Below are 19,880 nucleotides of genomic sequence, written 5' to 3'. Positions count from 1 at the left end.
GAAAGGGACCACCGATGGCATTTCCGTACAACACCTACGACCATCTCCCGAAGCTGCCGACCTTCACAGTGACCTCCGAGTCGTTCACCGACGGCGGCGCCTGGGGAAACGACCAGGTCAGCGGCATCATGGGGGCCGGCGGCGAGGACGTCTCGCCGCAGTTGAGTTGGTCGGGCTTTCCCGAGGAGACGAGGAGTTTCGCCGTCACCGTCTACGACCCCGATGCGCCGACGGCGTCCGGCTTCTGGCACTGGGCCGTTGCCGACCTGCCGGCGAGTGTCACCGAGCTGTCCGCAGGTGCCGGCGATGGCAGCGAGTTGCCCGGCGGCGCAGTGACTTTGGCCAACGACGCCGGCCAGAAGCGTTTCATCGGAGCCGCGCCGCCGCCGGGACACGGAGTTCACCGCTACTACGTCGTGGTGCACGCCGTCGGCACCGAGAAGCTTGATCTGCCCGAGGGGGCGACCCCCGCCTTCCTGGGTTTCAACCTGTTCCAGCAGGCGATCGCACGGGCGATCATCCACGGCACCTATGAGCAGAACTAGCGAGCCACTGGCGAGCGCTCACTGTTGGCCGGTTTCGGCCGCCATTTCCGTACAAGGATGTGCGCTCGAGCTAGCGCGCGGCTGAGCCGACGGCCTCGCTCAGCGACGAGAACCCGCCGTCGTGCAGACGGCGCGCGATGCCGTCGTGAATGTGCTTGGCCCACAGGCCACCGCCGTAGATGAACCCGGTGTAGCCCTGCAGCAGGGAGGCGCCGGCGGTGATGCGCTCCCACGCGTCGTCGGGGGTCTCGATGCCGCCGACGCTGATCAGCACGAGCCGGTCGCCCACGCGGGTGTACAGCCGGCGCAACACCTCGGCCGACCGCCGCGCGAGCGGAGGGCCCGAGATTCCCCCGGGCCCGAGCTCGGCCGCCCCCGGCGTCGCCAGACCCGCGCGGGACACCGTGGTGTTGGTCGCGACGATCCCGGCGAGGCCCAATTCGACCGCCAAATCGGCGATCTCGTCGATATCGGAGTCGGACAAATCCGGCGCGATCTTGACCAGCACCGGGGTGGCGGTCTCTTCCCGAACCGCGACAAGGATGGGCCGCAACGATTCGACGGCCTGCAGGTCGCGCAGGCCCGGGGTGTTCGGCGAGCTGACATTGACGACCAGGTATGTCGCCAGCGAGCCGACCAGCCGGGCGCTTTCCCGGTAGTCGTCGACGGCCTTCTCGGCGGGCACCACCTTGGTCTTTCCGATATTGACCCCGATCGGCACGTCGGGCGTGTGCTCGGCCAGCCGCCGTGCGAGTCGGCCCGCGCCGTCGTTGTTGAAGCCCAGCCGGTTGAGCAGCGCCCGGTCGTCGGGCAACCGGAACAGTCGCGGTGGGGGATTGCCCGGCTGGGGCTGCGCGGTGACCGTGCCGACCTCGGCGTACCCGAAACCGAGCGCGCCCCAGGCAGTCAGACCTGCGCCGTTCTTGTCGAAGCCGGCGGCCAGCCCCATCGGCGCGGGGAATCGGGCGCCGAATACTGTGCTCGCGAGCACGGGGTCATGGGGTGCCAGCCATCTCTTCAGCGCGCGCTGCGTGGCACCTGGCGCGGTGCCCGTGCGCAGACCGTGGAAGACCCAGGTGTGGATGCGCTCCGCGGGAACCAGGAAGAACGCCCGCCGAACCGCTTGGTACATCACATCGCGGGCTGATCGGCGGCGGCAGAGGTGTTGACGGCGGACTTCTTGCGGCGCAACAACACCCGTCGGCTGCCGTCGGTGTAGAGCCGGACTCGGGTCAGTTCCCAGCCGCGGTACTCGGCCTCGATGGACAGCCGGGTGGAGGCGCTGATGCGGGTCAGGTCGGGTGGTAGCCGCAACGGCACCCATTCGTACTCGTCGGACAGGTCAGCGTCCCAGCCCGGCGGCATACGGCCGCGCTGTACCTCAGTCACCGCACGCCCTCTGCGTTTCTGATCGCCTGCACCCCTGCTCCGGTACCCGACACCACATACAGCGTGCCAGACGCCTCGTCGAAGGCCAGGGAGTTCGGCTGCTGCACGGTCGGATATCGCACCTTCTCCACGGGAATTCCGGTTGCCAGATCGTATCCAATCACCGAATTCGCGGCGGTCTGTGACACCCACGCCAGCCGTGCCGACCCGGCGAGCCCGTAGGGCGCAGCGCGCACGGGAGAGCGCTGACGCAGCATCAGCGGGTCTGTGCCGAAGACCAGAAGGCCGTCGCCTCTGGTGTCGGCGACCAACACCCGGCCCGCGGTGTCGGCGGCCATGGTGGTTGCTCCCTCTCCGGCGCGCAGCGCATGGTCCGCCTCGGTCCCGGTGGGGTCGACGGTGGTCACCGAGGTTTGCCCGCGGTCCAGCACAACGGCCGTATTGCCCTGTGTGACAAGGCTGTCGACGCGGGCGAAGATCTTCAGCTCCGCGCCGACCGCGGTGTCGGAACTCAACGTGTAGACCGCGCCGTCGGCGCTGCCCAGGACCAGCCTGCCGTCGGCGCGGCGGGCGATCGCGGTGAAATCCGTGCCGTCCTGGCCGTCGACCGGTACCCGGGCGGCCCGCCCCTGCGCGATATCGACCCGGAAGTAGCCGCCGCGCGTCGTCACGTACACGTGGCCGCTGCCGTCGCCGGTCATCGCCGTGGCGGCGGCAGACAGCGGCACCGCACGGCCGCCACCCTTCTCCGGCATCACGGTGACGACGGCGTGATCGGCCTTGTCGGGGCTGAGAACCACGAGCGACGAGGTCGCCGCATCGAATACGGCGGCCTCCGCGTGGCCCGCCATGGGTCGGACCACCCCGGCGGGAAAGCCCGTGACGGGTGGCGACACCGCGGCTTGTGCTGGGGCGATCGTCGGCGGCGCGTCGGATTGATCGGATGTGCACGCCGTCACAGCACACGCGAGAATGGTGAGCACACCACAATAAGCCAGGTGACCTGTGCGTTTGATACGTGTCACAACGGGTAGCTCTCGTGCGTGCGAAGTGGACGGCAATCGAACAGCAAGTGTAGGCACGCCGCCGTAAGCGGTATGGTTCGATCATGAGCCTCGCGCCGAGCCGTGATTCGGCCGACAAAGGGTTTTCCATCGAAGACATTTCGACTGGTCTGCACGCCAGCGGTTTCGGCCAGCTCGGCGGGGGACGCAGTTTCTCCTTTCACGTCGAGCATCAACAACTCGTCATCGAGGTCTACCGGCCGCGCCTCGCAGGGCCGGTTCCCCAGGCGGAGGACGTGGTGGCCATCGCCACCCGCAAGGCCACCGATATCGACCTGTTCGACGAGCGAAGCCTGGTGGCAGCGGTTCGCGACGCCGTGGCCAACGCCCAACCGGTGCCACGCACCGCACGCTGACCGACGCTCACGGTACGGTCGTCGTCGTGATCGAGGTCCCGGCGATGTCGTGGTTGCAGGTCGCCGTGCTGTCGGTCGTGCAGGGACTCACCGAATTCCTCCCGGTGTCCTCGTCGGGACATCTCGCGATCACCTCGCGTCTCTTCTTCGCCGACGACGCGGGCGCATCATTCACTGCGGTAACACAACTCGGCACCGAAATGGCGGTGCTGATGTATTTCGCCCGTGACATCGTGCGCATCGTCAAAGCCTGGTTCAGTGGCCTCTTCAACGCCGCGGCCCGCGACGCCGACTACCGCCTCGGCTGGTATGTGATCATCGGTACCATCCCGATCGGAGTTCTCGGCCTGCTGCTCAAGGACGAAATTCGCACCGGGGCAAGGAATCTCTGGCTGATCGCCACGGCGTTGGTGGTCTTCTCCGCGGTTATTGCGGCGGCGGAGTACTTCGGACGGCAGACCCGCGGCGTCGAACAACTCACGTGGCGCGACGGCGTGATCGTCGGTCTCGCCCAATGTCTCGCGCTGCTACCCGGGGTGTCCCGGTCCGGCGCGACGATCAGCGCAGGTCTGTTCCTCGGGCTCGACCGCGAGCTCGCCGCCCGATTCGGCTTCCTGCTCGCAATTCCTGCGGTGTTCGCCTCGGGCCTGTTCTCGCTGCCCGACGCCTTCCATCCCGTCGGTGAGGGGATGAGCGCGACCGGCGCTCAGCTTCTGGTGGCGACCGTCATCGCGTTCGTCGTCGGCTTCGCGGCGGTCGCCTGGTTCCTGCGCTTCCTGGTGCGGCACAGCATGTACTGGTTCGTCGGCTACCGCGTCGTCCTCGGCGGTGTGGTCTTGATCCTGCTCGGAACGGGAGTGGTGGCGGCGACATGACGGTGATTCTGCTGCGGCACGGCCGCTCGACCTCCAACACGGCGCAGACGCTCGCTGGCCGGTCCGACGGCGTCGATCTCGACGAGAAGGGTGTCGAGCAGGCGAAGGCCCTCGTGGACCGCATCGGGTCGCTACCGGTGCGCGCGATCGTGCGCTCGCCGCTGCTGCGGTGTCAGCGCACCGTCGAGCCGTTGGCCGCCGCGCTGGGCATCGAACCGGTCGTCGATGAGCGCATCTCAGAGGTGGACTACGGCCAGTGGACCGGCCGCAAGATAGGTGACCTGGTCAAAGAGCCGCTGTGGGCCGTGGTGCAGCAGCAGCCGAGTGCCGCGGTGTTCCCCGACGGCGAAGGCCTGGCCCATGTGCAGGCCCGGGCGGTGGAGGCGGTGCGCGAGCATGATCGGCGTCTCGCCGAGGAGCACTCCGGTGACGCGTTGTGGCTGGCGTGCACACACGGCGACGTGATCAAGGCGATCGTCGCCGATGCGCTTGGCGCCCATCTCGACAGCTTCCAGCGGATCACCGCCGACCCGGCGTCGGTGAGTGTGATCCGGTACACAGCGCTGCGGCCCTTCGTGGTTCACCTGAACCACACTGGCGACCAGCTGGCTTCCGGTTTGGCCGCCAAACCACCCGAGACCGCCGACGGCGAGGCCCACGACGTACCGTCGAGCGATGCCGTGGTGGGCGGCTCGACCGACTGAGCGCGGTATTTTGGAGTAGCCATGCCCCGCGCAATCCACGTCTTCCGCACACCCGACCGTTTCGTGGCCGGGACCGTTGGGCAGCCCGGAAACCGCACCTTCTACCTGCAGGCAGTGCACGACAAGCGGGTCGTATCGGTGATCCTGGAGAAGCAGCAGGTCGCAGTCCTGGCCGAGCGGATCGCGGCGCTACTGCTCGAGATCAACCGCCGGTTCGGCACGCCCGTGCCGCCGGAGACCGAGGTGGAGGACCTGAGCCCGCTGGTCACGCCCGTTGACGCCGAGTTCAGGGTCGGCACGATGGGCCTCGGCTGGGACTCCGAGGCGCAGACCGTCGTGGTGGAGCTGCTCGCGGTATCGGAAACGGAGTTCGACGCCTCGGTGGTGCTCGACGATGCCGAGGACGGGCCCGATGCCGTGCGCGTGTTCCTCACCCCCGAATCCGCGCGTCAGTTCGCGACGCGGTCCAACCGCGTCATCTCGGCAGGCCGCCCGCCCTGCCCGTTATGCGACGAGCCTCTCGACCCGGACGGCCACATCTGCGTGCGCACCAACGGGTACCGGCGGAGCCTGCTCGAGCCCGACGATGAACCCGACGAGTAACGACTGCGAGGCGTTGCGGCGCGGTGAGCTCACCGTCATCGGACGTATCCGTTCCGCGAGCAACGCCACTTTTCTCTGCGAGGTACAACTCGACGACCTGACCGTGCACTGCGTGTACAAGCCCGTCGCCGGTGAAGCCCCGCTTTGGGACTTCCCCGACGGCACGCTGGCCGGCCGCGAGCTGTCGGCTTATCTGGTCTCCGCGGCGTTGGGCTGGGACATCGTGCCCTACACCATCATTCGCGACGGGCCCGCCGGCAGCGGCATGCTGCAGCTGTGGGTGGATCAACCGGGCGACGAGCCCGACGAGGTCGGCGAGCAAGCCGCGTCCGGCCCCGATCTGGTGGATCTGCTTCCCGCAGGGCACATTCCGCCCGGGTTCCTTCCGGTGCTGCGCGCCTACGACTACGCCGGCGACGAGGTGACGCTCGTGCACGCCGACAACGTCTCACTGCGCCGTATGGCGGTGTTCGACGTGCTGATCAACAACGCCGACCGCAAGGGCGGCCACATTCTGTCGGCGACCGACGGCCACGTCTACGGCGTCGACCACGGTGTCAGCATGCACGTCGAGGACAAGCTGCGCACGGTGCTGTGGGGTTGGGCGGGCAAGCCCGTCGACGACGAGACGCTGGAGGTGGTGGCCCGGCTGCGCGACGATGTGCGCGGCGCGCTCGGTGACCAGTTGCGCGAGCACCTCACCGGCCACGAGGTCAACGCGCTCCGGCGCAGAGCCGTTGCGCTGCTTGATGATCCGGTGATGCCGTCACCCGACCGGCACCGCCCGATCCCGTGGCCGGCGTTCTGAGGGTCACCACCCCGTTTTCGCGTTGTGCCGGTACTGGATCGCGCGGTAAGGCCAGTTGGAGCCATCGCCGGTGTTCCAGTGACTGACCACAAGATGCAGGTTGCGCAACGTCGAGCCCGGCACGATATAGCCGCCGTACAACTGACTGAGGGTGCCCGCGGTACAGCCGTCGGCTGGGCTGCAGCGCGGCACAGGCCATGCGGTGTTGCGCAGCACCGTCGTGGTCGGAGCGCTTCCGAAGTCGTCGGTCAGATGATCGAGCACCTTGACCCTGATCGTTGCGGTGTTGGCCTCGAAATAGCTGAACACCCAACGATCCTCGACACGACGCAGGCTCATCTCGCCCACCGTGGTGCCCGCAGGCAGCAGTGGCTTCGGGTCGCTGTTGAACCAGCCGCCGGTCCACGGATGCCATGCCGAGCGGTCCAGTAGGTCATCGCCGCGCACCCGGTAGAGAAAGGCGTTCTCGCGACGGGTGAAGGAACTGGCGATGATGTAGACCGAGCCGGATTCGGGATCGAGCTCCCAGGTGATGAGCTGCTGATGGCCGTCGTCGTGTGAACCGAGGCGCCTCGCGTCCGCGCCTGCGTCGTGCCAGGTGTCGCCGCAGTCGTCGCTGTAACTGATCTCGGTCCACAGCACGTTGTGCAGGCCGCGGTTGACCATCGCGAACAGGTGGAGCCTGCCGTCGATCGTGATGGCGTCGGCGGGCAGCACCGTTGAATACCCGCTGCCCTTCCACGGCGGCCCGTCATGCTGGTAGTTCCACAGCTGGCGCGCGTAGTCGCCGCCGACCGCGTCGTGGAACGTGATACCGCCGTTGAGGCTTCGCAGCGACGTGTCGTTCGAACGCAGCATCACCGGGCTGCGCCAGCCGGGCCCGCCCGCGCGGCATTCGTCGAAGGTGTCCCCGAAGACGAAGCCGGTCCGTCCGTCGGCGAGTGCGACGGCGATGCCGAGATCGGTGCCCCCGACGCCGAAGCGCTCCGCTGAACTGCCGGGACCGGTGAGGTCCTTCACCTTGACCGTCGGGGGTCCGACCTGCGCGGCCTTGATGCCCCGAGCGATCACCACCCCATTATCGGCGCAATACTGCTTGCTGTGACCCTCACCGACGCAGCGCTGGCCGCCGAGCTGGCCCGCGAGGCCGGTGAACTTCTCCTCGAGGTCCGCAGGGAGGAGGGGTTCTGGGATCCCTACGACCTCGGTGACGCCGGTGACACAAGGGCGAACAGGCTGATCCTCGACGGACTTGCGCGGGCCCGCCCCGATGACGCGGTGTTGTCGGAGGAAGCCGTCGACGACCTCGTCAGAGTCGACGCCGACCGGGTCTGGATCGTCGACCCGCTTGACGGCACGTGGGAATTCTCCACCAGGCGCAACGACTGGGCCGTGCACATCGCGCTGTGGCAGCGCTTCGGAACCGGCGGGTCAAGGGCTCTTGGCCCGAGCGAAACCGGCGGTCAGGGCGGCATCACCGACGCGGCGGTGTCGCTGCCCGCGTTCGGCCAGGTGTTTCGCACCGACACCGTCAGCCCGCCGCCTCCGCGCGCCGACGGCCCGCTGCGGATCACCGCCAGCGCGAGTCGGCCCCCGGCGGTGCTGTGGCGGCTCGCCGACCAGATGGATGTCGAGCTGGTCCGGATCGGTTCGGCCGGCGCCAAGGCGATGGCGGTGGTCAACGGCGACGTCGATGCCTACCTGCACGCAGGCGGCCAGTGGGAGTGGGATTCGGCCGCCCCCGCCGGCGTGGTGTGGGCGGCGGGAATGCACGCGTCCCGGTTGGACGGCACGCCGCTGATTTACAACCGTCGTGATCCCTACCTGCCGGATCTGTTGATGTGCAGGCAAGAGCTCGCCGAGACGCTGTCGATCGCGATCAGGTCGGTCATCAGAGGCGGTCGGCGGCCCACCCCCTAGAGTCGAAGGCATGCAGTCGTGGCAGGGGCCGAGCGTTCCGGTGCTGCCGGGAGGCGGTCCGCAGCTGCGGCTGTACGACACCGCCGACCGGCAGGTGCGGCCCGTGGCAGCCGGTGACACCGCAACGATGTACGTCTGCGGCATCACGCCGTACGACGCCACCCATCTCGGGCACGCCGCCACCTACCTGACCTTCGACCTGGTGCACCGGCTCTGGCTCGACGCCGGCCACGACGTGAACCACGTGCAGAACGTCACCGACGTCGACGACCCGCTGTTCGAGCGGGCCAACCGCGACGGCATCGACTGGCGCGAGCTCGCCGACCGGGAGACCGGGCTGTTCGCTGCGGACATGTCGGCGCTGCGGGTCGTGCCACCGCACGCCTATATCGCGGCCACCGAGGCGATCGGTGAGGTCGTCGAGCTGGTGGAGAAGATGCTGGCCTCCGGTGCGGCCTACGTCGTCGACGACCGCGAGCACCCCGACGTCTACTTCCGCGCCGATGCGACGGCGCAGTTCGGTTACGAGTCCGGCTACGACCGCGACACCATGCTGGCGCTGTTCGGTGAGCGCGGCGGCGACCCCGAGCGCGCAGGCAAGAGCGACGAACTCGATGCGCTGCTGTGGCGGGCCGAGCGGCCCGGTGAGCCGAGCTGGCCGTCGCCGTTCGGTCCGGGCAGGCCCGGCTGGCACGTGGAGTGCACGGCCATCGCGCTCAACCGCATCGGCACCGGGCTCGACATCCAAGGCGGTGGCAGCGACCTCATCTTCCCGCACCACGAGTTTTCCGCCGCGCATGCCGAAAGCGTCACGGGGGAGCGCCGATTCGCTCGTCACTACGTGCACTCCGGCATGATCGGGTGGAACGGCCACAAGATGAGCAAGAGCCGGGGGAATCTGGTACTGGTGTCGCGGCTGCTGGCTGACGGCGTCGAACCGGCCGCGATCCGGCTCGGGCTGCTGGCCGGCCACTACCGCTCGGACCGGTCGTGGAGTGACGAGGTGCTCGACGACGCGAAGTCCCGGCTGCAGCGCTGGCGCGACGCGACGGCGCTTTCCGCGGCGCCGGATGCCACCGACGTGATCGCCAGGGTGCGCCAGTACCTGGCCGACGACCTCGATACCCCGAAAGCGCTTGCCGCACTCGATGGTTGGAGCACCGATGCTCTGGAGTACGGCGGCCACGACACCGAATCGCCGCGGCTGGTGGCCACGGCGGTCGATGCGCTGCTCGGGATCCAACTGTAGAACGTGTAGTCACAAGAGGGGAGTGCGAATGGGTGCGGTCAACCGAAAGGTTGTGCTGATCACCGGCGGCGCGCGTGGGGTCGGCGCGGAGGTGACCCGCCGCCTGCACGAGCGGGGCGCCAACCTGGTGCTGACCGACGTCGACGAGAGCGCCCTGCATGACATCGGCGCCGAATTCGACTCCGACCGCGTGCTGACCGCGGTCGCCGATGTGCGCGACCTCGAGACCATGCAAGCCGTCGCATCGCGAGCGGTCGACCGCTTCGGCGGCATCGACGTCGTGCTCGCCAATGCCGGGATCTCGACCTACGGGTCGGTCCTGAAAGTCGACCCGGAGGCATTCCGGACACTCGTCGACGTCAACATCGTCGGCGTCTTCAACACCGTGCGGGCAACGCTGCCGTCGGTGATCGACAGGCGCGGCTATGTGCTGATCGTGTCGTCAGCGGCGGCTTTCGCCGCGTCGCCCGGGCTGGCTCCCTACAACGCCGCGAAAGCGGGCGTCGAGCAATTCGCCAACGCGCTGCGGTTGGAGGTGGCCCATCACGGCGTCGACGTCGGGTGCGCGCACATGCTGTGGATCGACACCCCGCTTGTGCAGGACGCCAAGTCCGATCTGCCGAGCTTTCGCAAGATGCTCGACCACCTGCCGGGCCCGCTCGGAAAGACCACGTCGGTGCAGGCGTGCACCACAGCGCTCGTCAAAGGCATCGAAGCCCGCAAGCGCTACATCTACTGTCCCGATTATGTTTCGGTGCTGCGGTGGCTCAAGCCCCTGCTCTCGACGCGATTCGTGGAGTCCACCACGTGGAAGTCCGTCCCGGAGCTTCTGACGCAGATGGACGCCGAGGTCGAATCGCTCGGCCGCTCGATGAGCGCCCGCACCGAGGAGATCGAGAAATGATGGTGCGGCGCATCGGCGTTCTGGTCGCCGTCCTGACGCTTCTCGCAGGCTGCGGTAGCAAGGAGGCTGACGAGGCGGACAAGCCCGCACCGCCGCCGACGTCGTCGGACGTCACACCGGAGGCCGCCCGCGCGATCGCGAAGGAGGCCTACATCTACGGCTTCCCTATGGTCGACAACTATCGGGTGATGTACTCGTATTTCGTCAACAAGCAGGACCCCGAGTACAAGGGTGGCTGGAACCAGATCCACAGCACCGCAAGGGTTTACACCCCCGAGGACAAGACCATACAGACGCCCAACTCGGATACGCCGTACTCGGCGGTCGGCGCCGACCTGCGTACCGAGCCGCTGGTGCTGACCGTGCCGCCGATCGAGCAGAATCGTTACTACTCACTGCAATTCGTCGACGGTTACACCTACAACCAGGCCTACGTCGGTAGCCGCACGACCGGCAACGGCGGCGGCAAGTACCTTCTGGCCGGACCGACCTGGAAGGGCGACAAACCCGACGGTGTGGACGAGGTCATCCGGTCGGACACCGATCTGATGCTCGTGCTGTACCGCACACAGCTGCTCGGGCCGTCCGACATCGACAGGGTGAAGGAGATCCAGGCGGGTTACCAGGTGACTCCGCTGTCGGTGTTCCTCAACCAGCCGCCCCCGGCGCCCGCCCCGACGATCGACTTCGTGCCGCCGTTGACCCCCGACCAGCAGAAGACCTCGCCGCAGTTCTTCGAGATCCTCGACTTCGCGATGCGCTACGCGCCCGCGCTTCCCGACGAGAGGGAGATGCGCAATCGCTTCGCGACCATCGGGATCGGCCCCGACGGAGGCTTCGACGCCGACAAGCTCAGCCCCGAGATGCGGTCGGCCATCGAGGGCGGAATGGCCGACGCGTGGGCGGAGTTCGACACGTTCAAGAAGGACAAGATAGACACGGGGGAGGTCGGGTCGGCGCAGTTCTTCGGCACCGCGAATGATCTGAAGGGCAACTACCTCTACCGGATGGCCGGCGCGGTCCTCGGCATCTACGGCAACACCGCCGCGGAGGCGCTCTATCCCAGCTCCACCACCGACGCCGCGGGCCAGCCGCTGACCGGCGCCAACAACTACACGTACACGTTCGCCAAAGATCAGCTTCCGCCGGTCAACGCGTTCTGGTCGCTGACCATGTACGAGCTACCGCAGAGCCTGCTGGTCGCCAACCCGATCAACCGGTACCTGATCAACTCGCCGATGCTGCCGAGCCTGGTGCCGGACAAGGACGGTGGGTACACGTTCTACATCCAGAACGCCGCCCCCGGTGCCGACAAGGAGGCCAACTGGCTGCCCGCGCCGAAGGGGCCGTTCGTCGTGGTGCTTCGGCTGTATTGGCCGAAGCCCGACGCGCTGAACGGAACCTGGCAGGCGCCCAAGCCCGAGAAGGTCTAGCTGGCCGCTCGCGGTAGCTGAGGGGGCTAGCTAGCCCCGGAAGCCGGGACCGCGGCGGCGCAGATAGCGCTCGAACTCCGCGGCCAGCGCGTCGCCGTCGATCTTGCCGAGCACCTCGGTCATGTCCACTTCGGCGTCGCCGCGCTCTTCCAGTGACGCGACGTACTCGGCGATCTCCTCGTCCTCCGACGTCATCTCGGTGACCGCCTCCTCCCACTCCTCGGCCGCCGACGGCAGGTCGGCCAGCGGCACCTCGATGTCGAGGACATCCTCGACCCGGCGCAGGAGTGCCACCGTGGCCTTCGGGTTGGGCGGCTGCGAGACGTAGTGGGGCACGGCCGCCCAGAACGTCACGGCCGGGATGCCGGCCGCGACGCACGCGTCCTGGAAAACGCCCGCGATGCCCGTCGGCCCCTCGTAGCGCGTCTCCTCGAGCCCGAAGAACTTCGCCGAGTCGGGGGAGTAGGCCGCACCCGACACGGGCACCGGCCGGGTGTGGGGCGTGTCGGCCAGCAGCGCGCCGAGGATGACGACGGTGTCGACGTTGAGCTTGTCGGCGATCGCGAGCAGTTCGGCGCAGAATGTGCGCCATCTCATATTCGGCTCGACACCGTGCATCAGCACGATGTCGCGGTCCGACCCGGGCGGACGGCAGTGCGAGATGTGCATCGACGGCCACACCAGCTCCCGGGTCACGCCGTCGATCTGCCGGATCACCGGCCGATTGACCTGATAGTCGTAGTACGCCTCGTCGTCGATTTCGATGAGCGGCTCGGCTTCCCAGATGGCGTCCAGATGCTCCAACGCGTCGCTGGCCGCGTCGCCCGCGTCGTTCCAGCCCTCGAACGCCGCCACCACGATGGTGTTCGACAATTCGGGCAGGTCGGCCGGCTTGCGGCCGGTCACATCCGACGGGGTCACTACGCCAGCGTAAGGCTTGAGAGGCCGTGGGGAGCCTTATGGACACACGAGCGATCGTGTTGACCGACTACCCTGTCTATGTGACATGCGCGAACGACCATCCGTACGACCCGACCCTCGGCGACGTCGACAACCTCGAGGGTGCGGTCGTTACGAAATACGTTCGCCTGCAATCTGGTTAACCTCTGGGGCACGACATTGCGGCTGACACTGCCGATAAGGTTCGCGAGCTGTCGCTCAGGTGCAATGAACTGGGCGTCCAGACGTCGATCGGGTGACGACGTAGACTTTCCTGGTCGAGAGGCGTTGCAACGGTTCCGGGCGCTACCGGTAGCCGCCACGCTCGACGGAGTAAAGGACGCCTTCCGTTACGGAAGGAGTGCACGTGACTGTCGTTGAGCCGAAGACCTTCGAGCCGAACATCCGCCCCGACTGCACCGACGAACTGACGGCGGCGCTGCGCAGGCGAATCGTGGTGATCGACGGCGCGATGGGCACGGCGATCCAGCGGGACCGGCCCGACGAGGCCGGCTACCGCGGCGACCGGTTCACGGAGTGGCCGACCGCGCTGCAGGGCAACAACGACCTGCTCAACCTGACGCAGCCGCAGATCATCGAGGGGATCCATCGCGAATACCTCGAGGCCGGCGCGGACATCCTCGAGACCAACACGTTCAACGCGAATGCGATCTCGCTCGCCGACTACGACATGGCCGAGCTCGCCTACGAGCTGAACTACGCCGGTGCCGCGCTGGCCCGCAAGGCAGCCGACGAGTTCAGCACTCCCGACAAGCCCCGCTTCGTCGCAGGCGCCCTCGGGCCCACCACACGGACCGCGTCGATCTCGCCGGACGTCAACGACCCCGGAGCCCGCAACGTCTCCTACGACCAGCTGGTCGCCGCCTACCTCGAGGCGGCCAACGGCCTGGTCGACGGTGGTGCCGACCTCCTCATCATCGAGACGATCTTCGATTCGCTGAACGCCAAGGCGGCGGTATTCGCCGTCGAGACGCTGTTCGAGGAGCGCGGGCGCCGCTGGCCGCTGATCATCTCGGGCACCATCACCGACGCCTCCGGCCGGACGCTGTCCGGCCAGGTCACCGAAGCGTTCTGGAATGCGATCCGGCACGCGAAGCCGCTCGCGGTCGGCCTCAACTGCGCGCTGGGTGCGCCGGAGATGAGGCCCTACATCGCCGAGATGGCGCGTATCGCGGACACCTACGTGTCCTGCTACCCGAACGCCGGTCTGCCGAACGCGTTCGGCGAGTACGACGAGGATCCGGAGCATCAGGCCGGTTACATCGCCGAGTTCGCCGAGGCCGGCCTGGTCAACCTGGTCGGCGGGTGCTGCGGCACGGCGCCGCCGCATATCGCCGAGATCGCCAAGGTCGTCGAGGGCAAGCCGCCGCGCGAGCTGCCGGAGATCCCGGTGGCCACCCGGCTCGCGGGCCTGGAGCCGCTCAACATCACCGACGGCTCCCTGTTCGTGAACATCGGTGAGCGCACCAACATCACCGGCTCCGCCCGGTTCCGCAACCTGATCAAGGCCGAGGACTACGACACCGCGCTGTCGGTCGCCCTGCAGCAGGTCGAGGTCGGCGCGCAGGTCATCGACATCAACATGGACGAGGGCATGATCGACGGCGTCGCCGCGATGGACCGGTTCACCAAGCTGGTCGCGGCCGAGCCGGACATCAGCCGCGTCCCTGTGATGATCGACTCCTCGAAGTGGGAGGTCATCGAGGCCGGCCTGAAGAACGTGCAGGGCAAGCCGATCGTCAACTCGATCTCCATGAAGGAGGGCGAGGAGAAGTTCGTCCGCGAGGCACGGCTGTGCCGCAAGTACGGCGCCGCCGTCGTCGTGATGGCCTTCGACGAGCAGGGTCAGGCCGACAACCTGGAACGCCGCAAGGAGATCTGCGGGCGCGCCTACCGGATCCTGACCGAGGAGGTCGGCTTCCCGCCGGAGGACATCATCTTCGACCCGAACTGCTTCGCGCTGGCGACCGGTATCGAGGAGCACGCGACGTACGGAATCGATTTCATCGAGGCCTGTGCCTGGATCAAGGAGAACCTGCCCGGAGTGCACATCTCCGGCGGCATCTCGAACGTGTCGTTCTCGTTCCGGGGCAACAACCCCGTCCGCGAGGCGATCCACGCGGTGTTCCTGTACCACGCCATCAAGGCCGGCCTTGACATGGGCATCGTCAACGCGGGTGCGCTGGTGCCCTATGACTCCATCGACCCCGAGCTGCGGGACCGGATCGAGGACGTCGTCCTCAACCGTCGCGAAGACGCGGCCGAACGGCTCCTGGAGATCGCCGAACGGTTCAACAAAAACGAGACGACCGGTGACTCGGTTGTCCAAGAGTGGCGCAACCTCCCGATCCGTGAGCGCATCACGCACGCCCTGGTCAAGGGTATCGACGCCCACGTCGATGCCGACACCGAGGAATTGCGGGCGGAGATCGCCGCGGCAGGGGGCCGCCCGATCGAGGTGATCGAGGGTCCGCTGATGGACGGCATGAACGTCGTCGGTGACCTCTTCGGCGCAGGCAAGATGTTCCTGCCGCAGGTCGTGAAGTCGGCCCGGGTGATGAAGAAGGCCGTTGCCTACCTGCTGCCCTATATCGAGGCGGAGAAGGCGGAGTCCGGCGCGGCTGCCGGTAAGGACACCAACGGCACGATCATCATGGCGACCGTGAAGGGTGACGTCCACGACATCGGCAAGAACATCGTCGGGGTCGTCCTGCAGTGCAACAACTTCGAGGTGATCGACCTCGGCGTGATGGTGCCAGCCCAGAAGATCCTGGACGCGGCCAAGGAGCACGACGCCGACATCATCGGGCTGTCCGGCCTGATCACCCCGTCCCTGGACGAGATGGTCAACTTCGCCGTCGAGATGGAGCGTCAGGGGCTGGAGATCCCTCTGCTGATCGGTGGCGCGACCACCTCGCGCGCCCACACGGCCGTGAAGGTGTCACCGCGTCGTTCTGGCCCGGTGGTCTGGGTCAAGGACGCTTCCCGTTCGGTGCCGGTCGCCGCCGCGCTGCTCGACGACAAGCAGCGGCCTGCCCTTTTGGAGGCCACCGAGAAGGATTACGCGTCGCTTCGCGAACGGCATGCGCAGAAGAGCGAGCGGCCGATGCTGACGCTGGAGAAGGCGCGGGCGAACCGGACGCCGGTCGAATGGGACGGCTACACGCCGCCGGTGCCCGCCCAGGGCCTCGGCGTGCGGGAGTTCAGTGACTACGACTTCGCCGAGCTGCGCGAATACATCGACTGGCAGCCGTTCTTCAACGCCTGGGAGATGAAGGGCAGGTTCCCCGACATCCTCAACAACCCGGTGTCGGGCGAGACGGCCCGCAAGCTGTATGACGACGCCCAGGAGATGCTCGACACCCTGATCAAGGAGAAGTGGCTGACCGCCAACGGCGTGATCGGCTTTTTCCCGGCGAACGCGGTCGGTGACGACATCGAGGTCTACACCGACGAGACCCGTACCGAGGTGTTGACCACGTTGCACAACCTGCGTCAGCAGGGCGAGCACCGGGACGGGGTCCCGAACCGGTCCCTTGGCGATTTCGTCGCGCCCAAGGACACCGGTCTGGCCGACTACGTCGGCGCCTTCGCGGTCACCACGGGGCTCGGCATCCACGACAGGATCGCCGAGTTCAAGGCGGCCAACGACGACTACAACGCGATCCTGCTGGAGTCGCTCGCCGACCGGCTGGCAGAGGCGTTCGCCGAACGGATGCACCAACGGGTCCGTAAGGAGTTCTGGGGGTACCAGCCCGACGAGCAGCTGGACAACGACGCACTCATCGGTGAGAAGTACCGGGGGATCCGCCCTGCCCCCGGCTACCCGGCCTGTCCGGAACACACCGAGAAGGCGACGCTCTGGGAGTTGATGGACGTCAAGGAGCGCACCGGTATCGAGCTGACCGAGTCGATGGCGATGTGGCCCGGTGCCGCCGTCAGCGGCTGGTACTTCTCGCACCCGCAGTCGCAGTACTTCGTGGTCGGCCGGATTGCGCAGGACCAGGTCGCCGACTACGCAAGGCGCAAGGGCTGGACCCTGAAGGAGGCCGAACGCTGGCTCGCCCCCAACCTCGGCTACAACCCGGAGGACTGAGCTGTGACGGCGTCATGCTCACCGAGCCGGAACACCCTGCGGGCGAACGAGTTCGGATCACCTTCCCGCGCGGCAGCGCAGCCGGATTGCCGAGCCGATAATGCAAACCTCATTGCGCGTGAGACTGTCTTGGGTCTCACGGCCGCACTCACCGAATCCAAGTCTGTGGCCGCGGGTTTGGCGGCGGCGGTGAACGCGTCGTGAAGGCGGTGCTGTGGGACATGGACGGCACGCTTGTCGACTCCGAGAAGGTATGGGACGTCTCCCTTGCGGCGCTGTACGAGAAGCTCGGCGGTGAGCTGACGCCTGCCGTGCGCGCCTCGATGATCGGCAGCGTTGCGGAGAACACCATGAAGATCGTCTACACCGATCTCGGTCTCGCTCTCGATCGCGACGCGATGGCGGAGTCGAGCCGCTGGCTGAACGACTACACCGCCGAGCTGTTCGACCGCGGCCTGCCGTGGTGCGACGGCGCGAAGGAGTTGTTGGATGCGCTGGCCGCGGATTGCACTCCGATGGTCCTGGTGACCAACACGGAACGGGCCCTCACCGAGCGTGCGCTGAATGGGATTGGCCGCGAATACTTCTCGGCCACCGTCTGCGGCGACGAGGTGCGACGTGGCAAACCGGCGCCCGACCCGTACCGGCTTGCAGCCGAGTTGCTGGATCTGGCGCCGGAGGACTGCCTGGCCGTTGAGGATTCGGTCACCGGAACCACCTCGGCCGAGAGTGCCGGGTGCCCGGTTCTCGTGGTGCCCAACGACGTCGAGGTGCCCGTCGGCGGCAGTCGACACCATGTTCCTTCGCTGGCCGGGCTCGGCCCCGCCGACCTGCGTGACATCCATTCTCGGCTGATCTCGCAGTTCGGAGAACGCACCGCTTGACCTCTGGTCTGTGATTGAATGTGACCTCCATCACGCAGAGCTGCGGAAGGGTGTCACATGACTCACGGACCCGCCGGTGATTCTTCGTCAGCCGTGGACTATGAAGAATCCGAACACAGCGGTCGGGTCGTCCGAATTGCGTCCGTCGCGGCACTCGGCGGCTTGCTCTTCGGCTACGACAGCGCCGTCATCAATGGGGCCGTTTCGGCGATCGAGGACGAGTTCGGCGTCGGCGGTTTCAAGCTGGGCTTCGCAGTGGCCTCGGCGCTGCTCGGAGCGGCCGCGGGCGCCGTTACCGCGGGCAGGCTCGCCGACAAGATCGGCCGGATAGCCGTGATGAAGATCGCCGCTCTGCTGTTTCTGATCAGCGCGATCGGCGCCGGCCTGTCCTACAACTTCGTCGGCACCAACGACGACTACTACTTCGGACTGCCGAGCGGCGTCTGGATGCTGGTGGTGTTCCGGATCATCGGTGGCGTCGGCGTCGGCGTCGCCTCCGTCATCGCGCCGATGTACATCGCGGAGACCTCGCCGCCGCGGATCCGCGGGCGGCTCGGTTCGCTGCAGCAGCTGGCGATCGTGACGGGCATCTTCCTGTCGCTCGCGATCGACAAACTGCTGGCGGAATTGGCCGGTGGTTCCGGCGAAGAGTTGTGGCTGGGGCTGGAGGCCTGGCGCTGGATGTTCATCGTGATGTCGGTGCCGGCTCTGGTGTACGGCCTGCTGGCCTTCACCATTCCCGAGTCGCCGCGCTACCTCGTCGCCAAGTTCCGCATTCCCGAGGCCCGCAAGGTGCTGTCGCTACTGCTCGGCGAGAAGAGCCTCGAGCTGACGATCTCCCGGATCCAGGAATCGCTGAAGGCCGACAAGCCGCCGTCGTGGAGCGACCTGCGCAAGCCGACCGGTGGCATCTACGGAATCGTGTGGGTGGGGTTGGGACTGTCCGTGTTCCAGCAATTCGTCGGCATCAACGTGATCTTTTACTACTCCAACATCCTCTGGGAGAAAGTGGGATTCGACGAAAGCCAGGCGTTCAACATCACGGTGATCACGTCGGTGACCAATATCGCGACCACACTGATCGCGATCGCGCTGGTCGACAAGGTGGGCCGAAAGCCGCTGTTGCTGGTCGGCTCGACCGGTATGGCGCTCACACTGGCGACGATGGCCATTGTCTTCGCCACCGCCCCAATAGTCGACGGCGAGCCGCAACTCGGCAACGTGGCCGGGCCCGTCGCGCTGATCGCCGCCAACCTCTTCGTGGTGTCGTTCGGCATGTCGTGGGGGCCGATGGTCTGGGTGTTGCTGGGCGAGATGTTCCCCAACCGCATCCGGGCAGCCGCCCTCGGCCTTGCCGCGGCGGGTCAGTGGGTGGCCAACTGGTTGATCACCGTGACCTTCCCTGGGTTGCGCGATCACCTGGGCGCCGCATACGGCTTCTATGCGGTATGCGCGTTCTTGTCGTTCCTGTTCGTCTGGAAGTGGGTGGAGGAAACCAAGGGCAAACACCTCGAGGACATGCACCGCGAGGCTCACGTAACTACCGAGGCCGAGGCCGGCTCGCCGTAACCCGCGCGCGCCTGTCGACAGCTCCTTCGCAAACGTCCAACGTGCACTCACTGCGAGAAAAACGCGAAATCTTCGCACCCAGCGCACGTTCGGCGATGCCACCCGCGAAGACGGCGAGCCCGTCTGGACCGGCGGCGATATCACCCGTAAGTCAAGCTTAAGTGCCCCTGGTGGGTGCGGTCGACGCCAGTTTTGCGCCCATCGGCGTAAACCCGCGTGACCCGCGCGGACGCCGCGTGGAACAATCGCAGGCCGTGAAGACCTTCGAGGAGCTGTTCGCCGAGCTCAGCGAGAAAGCGCGCACCAGGCCCGACGGCAGCGGCACGGTCGCCGCGCTCGACGGCGGCGTGCACGGGCTGGGCAAGAAGATCCTCGAGGAGGCCGGCGAGGTGTGGCTGGCCGCCGAACACGAGGGCGACGATGCCCTCGCCGAGGAGATCAGCCAGTTGCTGTACTGGACGCAGGTACTGATGATCTCGCGCGGCCTCACCCTCGACGACATCTACCGGAAGCTGTGACAG

19 protein-coding genes are annotated in these 19,880 nt (G+C 67.1%); 14 read left to right on the top strand and 5 right to left on the bottom strand.

All coding sequences use genetic code 11. The annotated features are described in order from the left end of the window. Nucleotides 1-14 precede the first annotated feature (14 nt). Entirely contained in the window at nt 15-545 is a 531-nt protein-coding gene (locus tag C6A82_RS15815; RefSeq protein WP_105345469.1) for a YbhB/YbcL family Raf kinase inhibitor-like protein, read from the top strand. Between the two features lie 70 nt (nt 546-615). Here the strand turns inward: C6A82_RS15815 and C6A82_RS15810 are convergent, their stop codons facing one another. From C6A82_RS15810 to C6A82_RS15800, 3 genes are read right to left on the bottom strand one after another with little or no spacing between them, the layout of a single operon-like run. Then, complete coding sequence (locus C6A82_RS15810; protein WP_199193784.1) at nt 616-1,677, bottom strand: quinone-dependent dihydroorotate dehydrogenase; 1,062 nt, start codon at nt 1,675-1,677, stop codon at nt 616-618. Beyond that, nucleotides 1,677-1,934, bottom strand: a complete 258-nt coding sequence (locus tag C6A82_RS15805) for a DUF5703 family protein (RefSeq protein ID WP_105345472.1) — start codon at nt 1,932-1,934, stop codon at nt 1,677-1,679. Before C6A82_RS15805 ends, C6A82_RS15810 begins: the two co-directional genes overlap by 1 nt. Next, nucleotides 1,931-2,917, bottom strand: a complete 987-nt coding sequence (locus C6A82_RS15800) for a YncE family protein (RefSeq protein WP_396836138.1) — start codon at nt 2,915-2,917, stop codon at nt 1,931-1,933. The genes C6A82_RS15805 and C6A82_RS15800 overlap by 4 nt, the downstream gene beginning before the upstream one ends. A gap of 125 nt (nt 2,918-3,042) precedes the next feature. Between C6A82_RS15800 and C6A82_RS15795 the strand changes: the two genes are divergently transcribed. From C6A82_RS15795 to C6A82_RS15775, 5 genes are read left to right on the top strand one after another with little or no spacing between them, the layout of a single operon-like run. Next, on the top strand, nt 3,043-3,354 hold the full coding sequence (locus C6A82_RS15795) for a hypothetical protein (RefSeq protein ID WP_105345474.1): 312 nt from the start codon (nt 3,043-3,045) through the stop codon (nt 3,352-3,354). Nucleotides 3,355-3,398: 44 nt separating this feature from the next. Then, the gene (locus C6A82_RS15790) at nt 3,399-4,229 is read left to right on the top strand and encodes an undecaprenyl-diphosphate phosphatase (RefSeq protein WP_105345490.1); all 831 of its coding nucleotides are present in this window, start codon (nt 3,399-3,401) and stop codon (nt 4,227-4,229) included. After that, nucleotides 4,226-4,933 carry a histidine phosphatase family protein gene (locus tag C6A82_RS15785; RefSeq protein WP_105345475.1) on the top strand — a complete coding sequence of 236 codons (708 nt, stop codon included), beginning with the start codon at nt 4,226-4,228 and terminating at the stop codon, nt 4,931-4,933. The genes C6A82_RS15790 and C6A82_RS15785 overlap by 4 nt, the downstream gene beginning before the upstream one ends. Nucleotides 4,934-4,954: 21 nt before the next feature. Then, a complete protein-coding gene (locus C6A82_RS15780; protein WP_105345477.1) occupies nt 4,955-5,536 on the top strand; it encodes a DUF3090 domain-containing protein in 582 nt (193 codons plus the stop codon). Further along, nucleotides 5,520-6,344: an SCO1664 family protein gene (locus tag C6A82_RS15775; protein ID WP_105345478.1), complete on the top strand. Its 825-nt coding sequence runs from the start codon at nt 5,520-5,522 to the stop codon at nt 6,342-6,344. Before C6A82_RS15780 ends, C6A82_RS15775 begins: the two co-directional genes overlap by 17 nt. Nucleotides 6,345-6,347: 3 nt before the next feature. On the opposite strand, the gene C6A82_RS15770 is transcribed toward C6A82_RS15775, so the two are convergent. Then, nucleotides 6,348-7,415 (bottom strand): DUF4185 domain-containing protein, encoded by a 1,068-nt coding sequence (locus C6A82_RS15770; protein WP_158261638.1) that lies wholly within the window; start codon nt 7,413-7,415, stop codon nt 6,348-6,350. Nucleotides 7,416-7,445: 30 nt separating this feature from the next. Here C6A82_RS15770 and C6A82_RS15765 point away from each other — a divergent pair, with 30 nt between their 5' ends. Genes C6A82_RS15765 through C6A82_RS15750 form a run of 4 tightly spaced genes read left to right on the top strand, consistent with a single transcriptional unit; the run spans nt 7,446 to nt 11,850 of the window. Then, the gene (locus C6A82_RS15765) at nt 7,446-8,264 is read left to right on the top strand and encodes a 3'(2'),5'-bisphosphate nucleotidase CysQ (RefSeq protein ID WP_105345482.1); all 819 of its coding nucleotides are present in this window, start codon (nt 7,446-7,448) and stop codon (nt 8,262-8,264) included. A 10-nt stretch (nt 8,265-8,274) separates the two neighbouring features. Beyond that, nucleotides 8,275-9,513: a cysteine--1-D-myo-inosityl 2-amino-2-deoxy-alpha-D-glucopyranoside ligase gene (mshC, locus tag C6A82_RS15760; RefSeq protein WP_105345483.1), complete on the top strand. Its 1,239-nt coding sequence runs from the start codon at nt 8,275-8,277 to the stop codon at nt 9,511-9,513. Nucleotides 9,514-9,541: 28 nt separating this feature from the next. Next, nucleotides 9,542-10,417, top strand: a complete 876-nt coding sequence (locus tag C6A82_RS15755; RefSeq protein WP_105345485.1) for an SDR family oxidoreductase — start codon at nt 9,542-9,544, stop codon at nt 10,415-10,417. Next, nucleotides 10,417-11,850: a DUF1254 domain-containing protein gene (locus C6A82_RS15750; RefSeq protein WP_105345491.1), complete on the top strand. Its 1,434-nt coding sequence runs from the start codon at nt 10,417-10,419 to the stop codon at nt 11,848-11,850. Before C6A82_RS15755 ends, C6A82_RS15750 begins: the two co-directional genes overlap by 1 nt. 30 nt (nt 11,851-11,880) lie before the next feature. Here C6A82_RS15750 and C6A82_RS15745 read toward each other — a convergent pair whose 3' ends face one another. Further along, nucleotides 11,881-12,756, bottom strand: a complete 876-nt coding sequence (locus C6A82_RS15745; RefSeq protein ID WP_396836816.1) for a PAC2 family protein — start codon at nt 12,754-12,756, stop codon at nt 11,881-11,883. A 394-nt stretch (nt 12,757-13,150) separates the two neighbouring features. Between C6A82_RS15745 and metH the strand changes: the two genes are divergently transcribed. The 4 genes from metH (at nt 13,151) to C6A82_RS15725 (ending at nt 19,877) form a co-directional block, all read left to right on the top strand. Next, the gene (metH, locus tag C6A82_RS15740) at nt 13,151-16,906 is read left to right on the top strand and encodes a methionine synthase (protein WP_396836134.1); all 3,756 of its coding nucleotides are present in this window, start codon (nt 13,151-13,153) and stop codon (nt 16,904-16,906) included. A gap of 200 nt (nt 16,907-17,106) precedes the next feature. Continuing rightward, a complete protein-coding gene (locus C6A82_RS15735) occupies nt 17,107-17,790 on the top strand; it encodes an HAD family phosphatase (RefSeq protein WP_105347661.1) in 684 nt (227 codons plus the stop codon). A gap of 57 nt (nt 17,791-17,847) precedes the next feature. Beyond that, on the top strand, nt 17,848-19,359 hold the full coding sequence (locus C6A82_RS15730; RefSeq protein WP_105347659.1) for a sugar porter family MFS transporter: 1,512 nt from the start codon (nt 17,848-17,850) through the stop codon (nt 19,357-19,359). A 236-nt stretch (nt 19,360-19,595) separates the two neighbouring features. Continuing rightward, on the top strand, nt 19,596-19,877 hold the full coding sequence (locus tag C6A82_RS15725) for a phosphoribosyl-ATP diphosphatase (RefSeq protein WP_105347657.1): 282 nt from the start codon (nt 19,596-19,598) through the stop codon (nt 19,875-19,877). The last annotated feature ends 3 nt before the right edge of the window (nt 19,878-19,880 follow it).

Source organism: Mycobacterium sp. ITM-2016-00318, from assembly GCF_002968285.2.
Classification (GTDB): Bacteria; Actinomycetota; Actinomycetes; order Mycobacteriales; family Mycobacteriaceae; genus Mycobacterium.
This window is presented reverse-complemented; position numbering and strand designations above follow the sequence as displayed.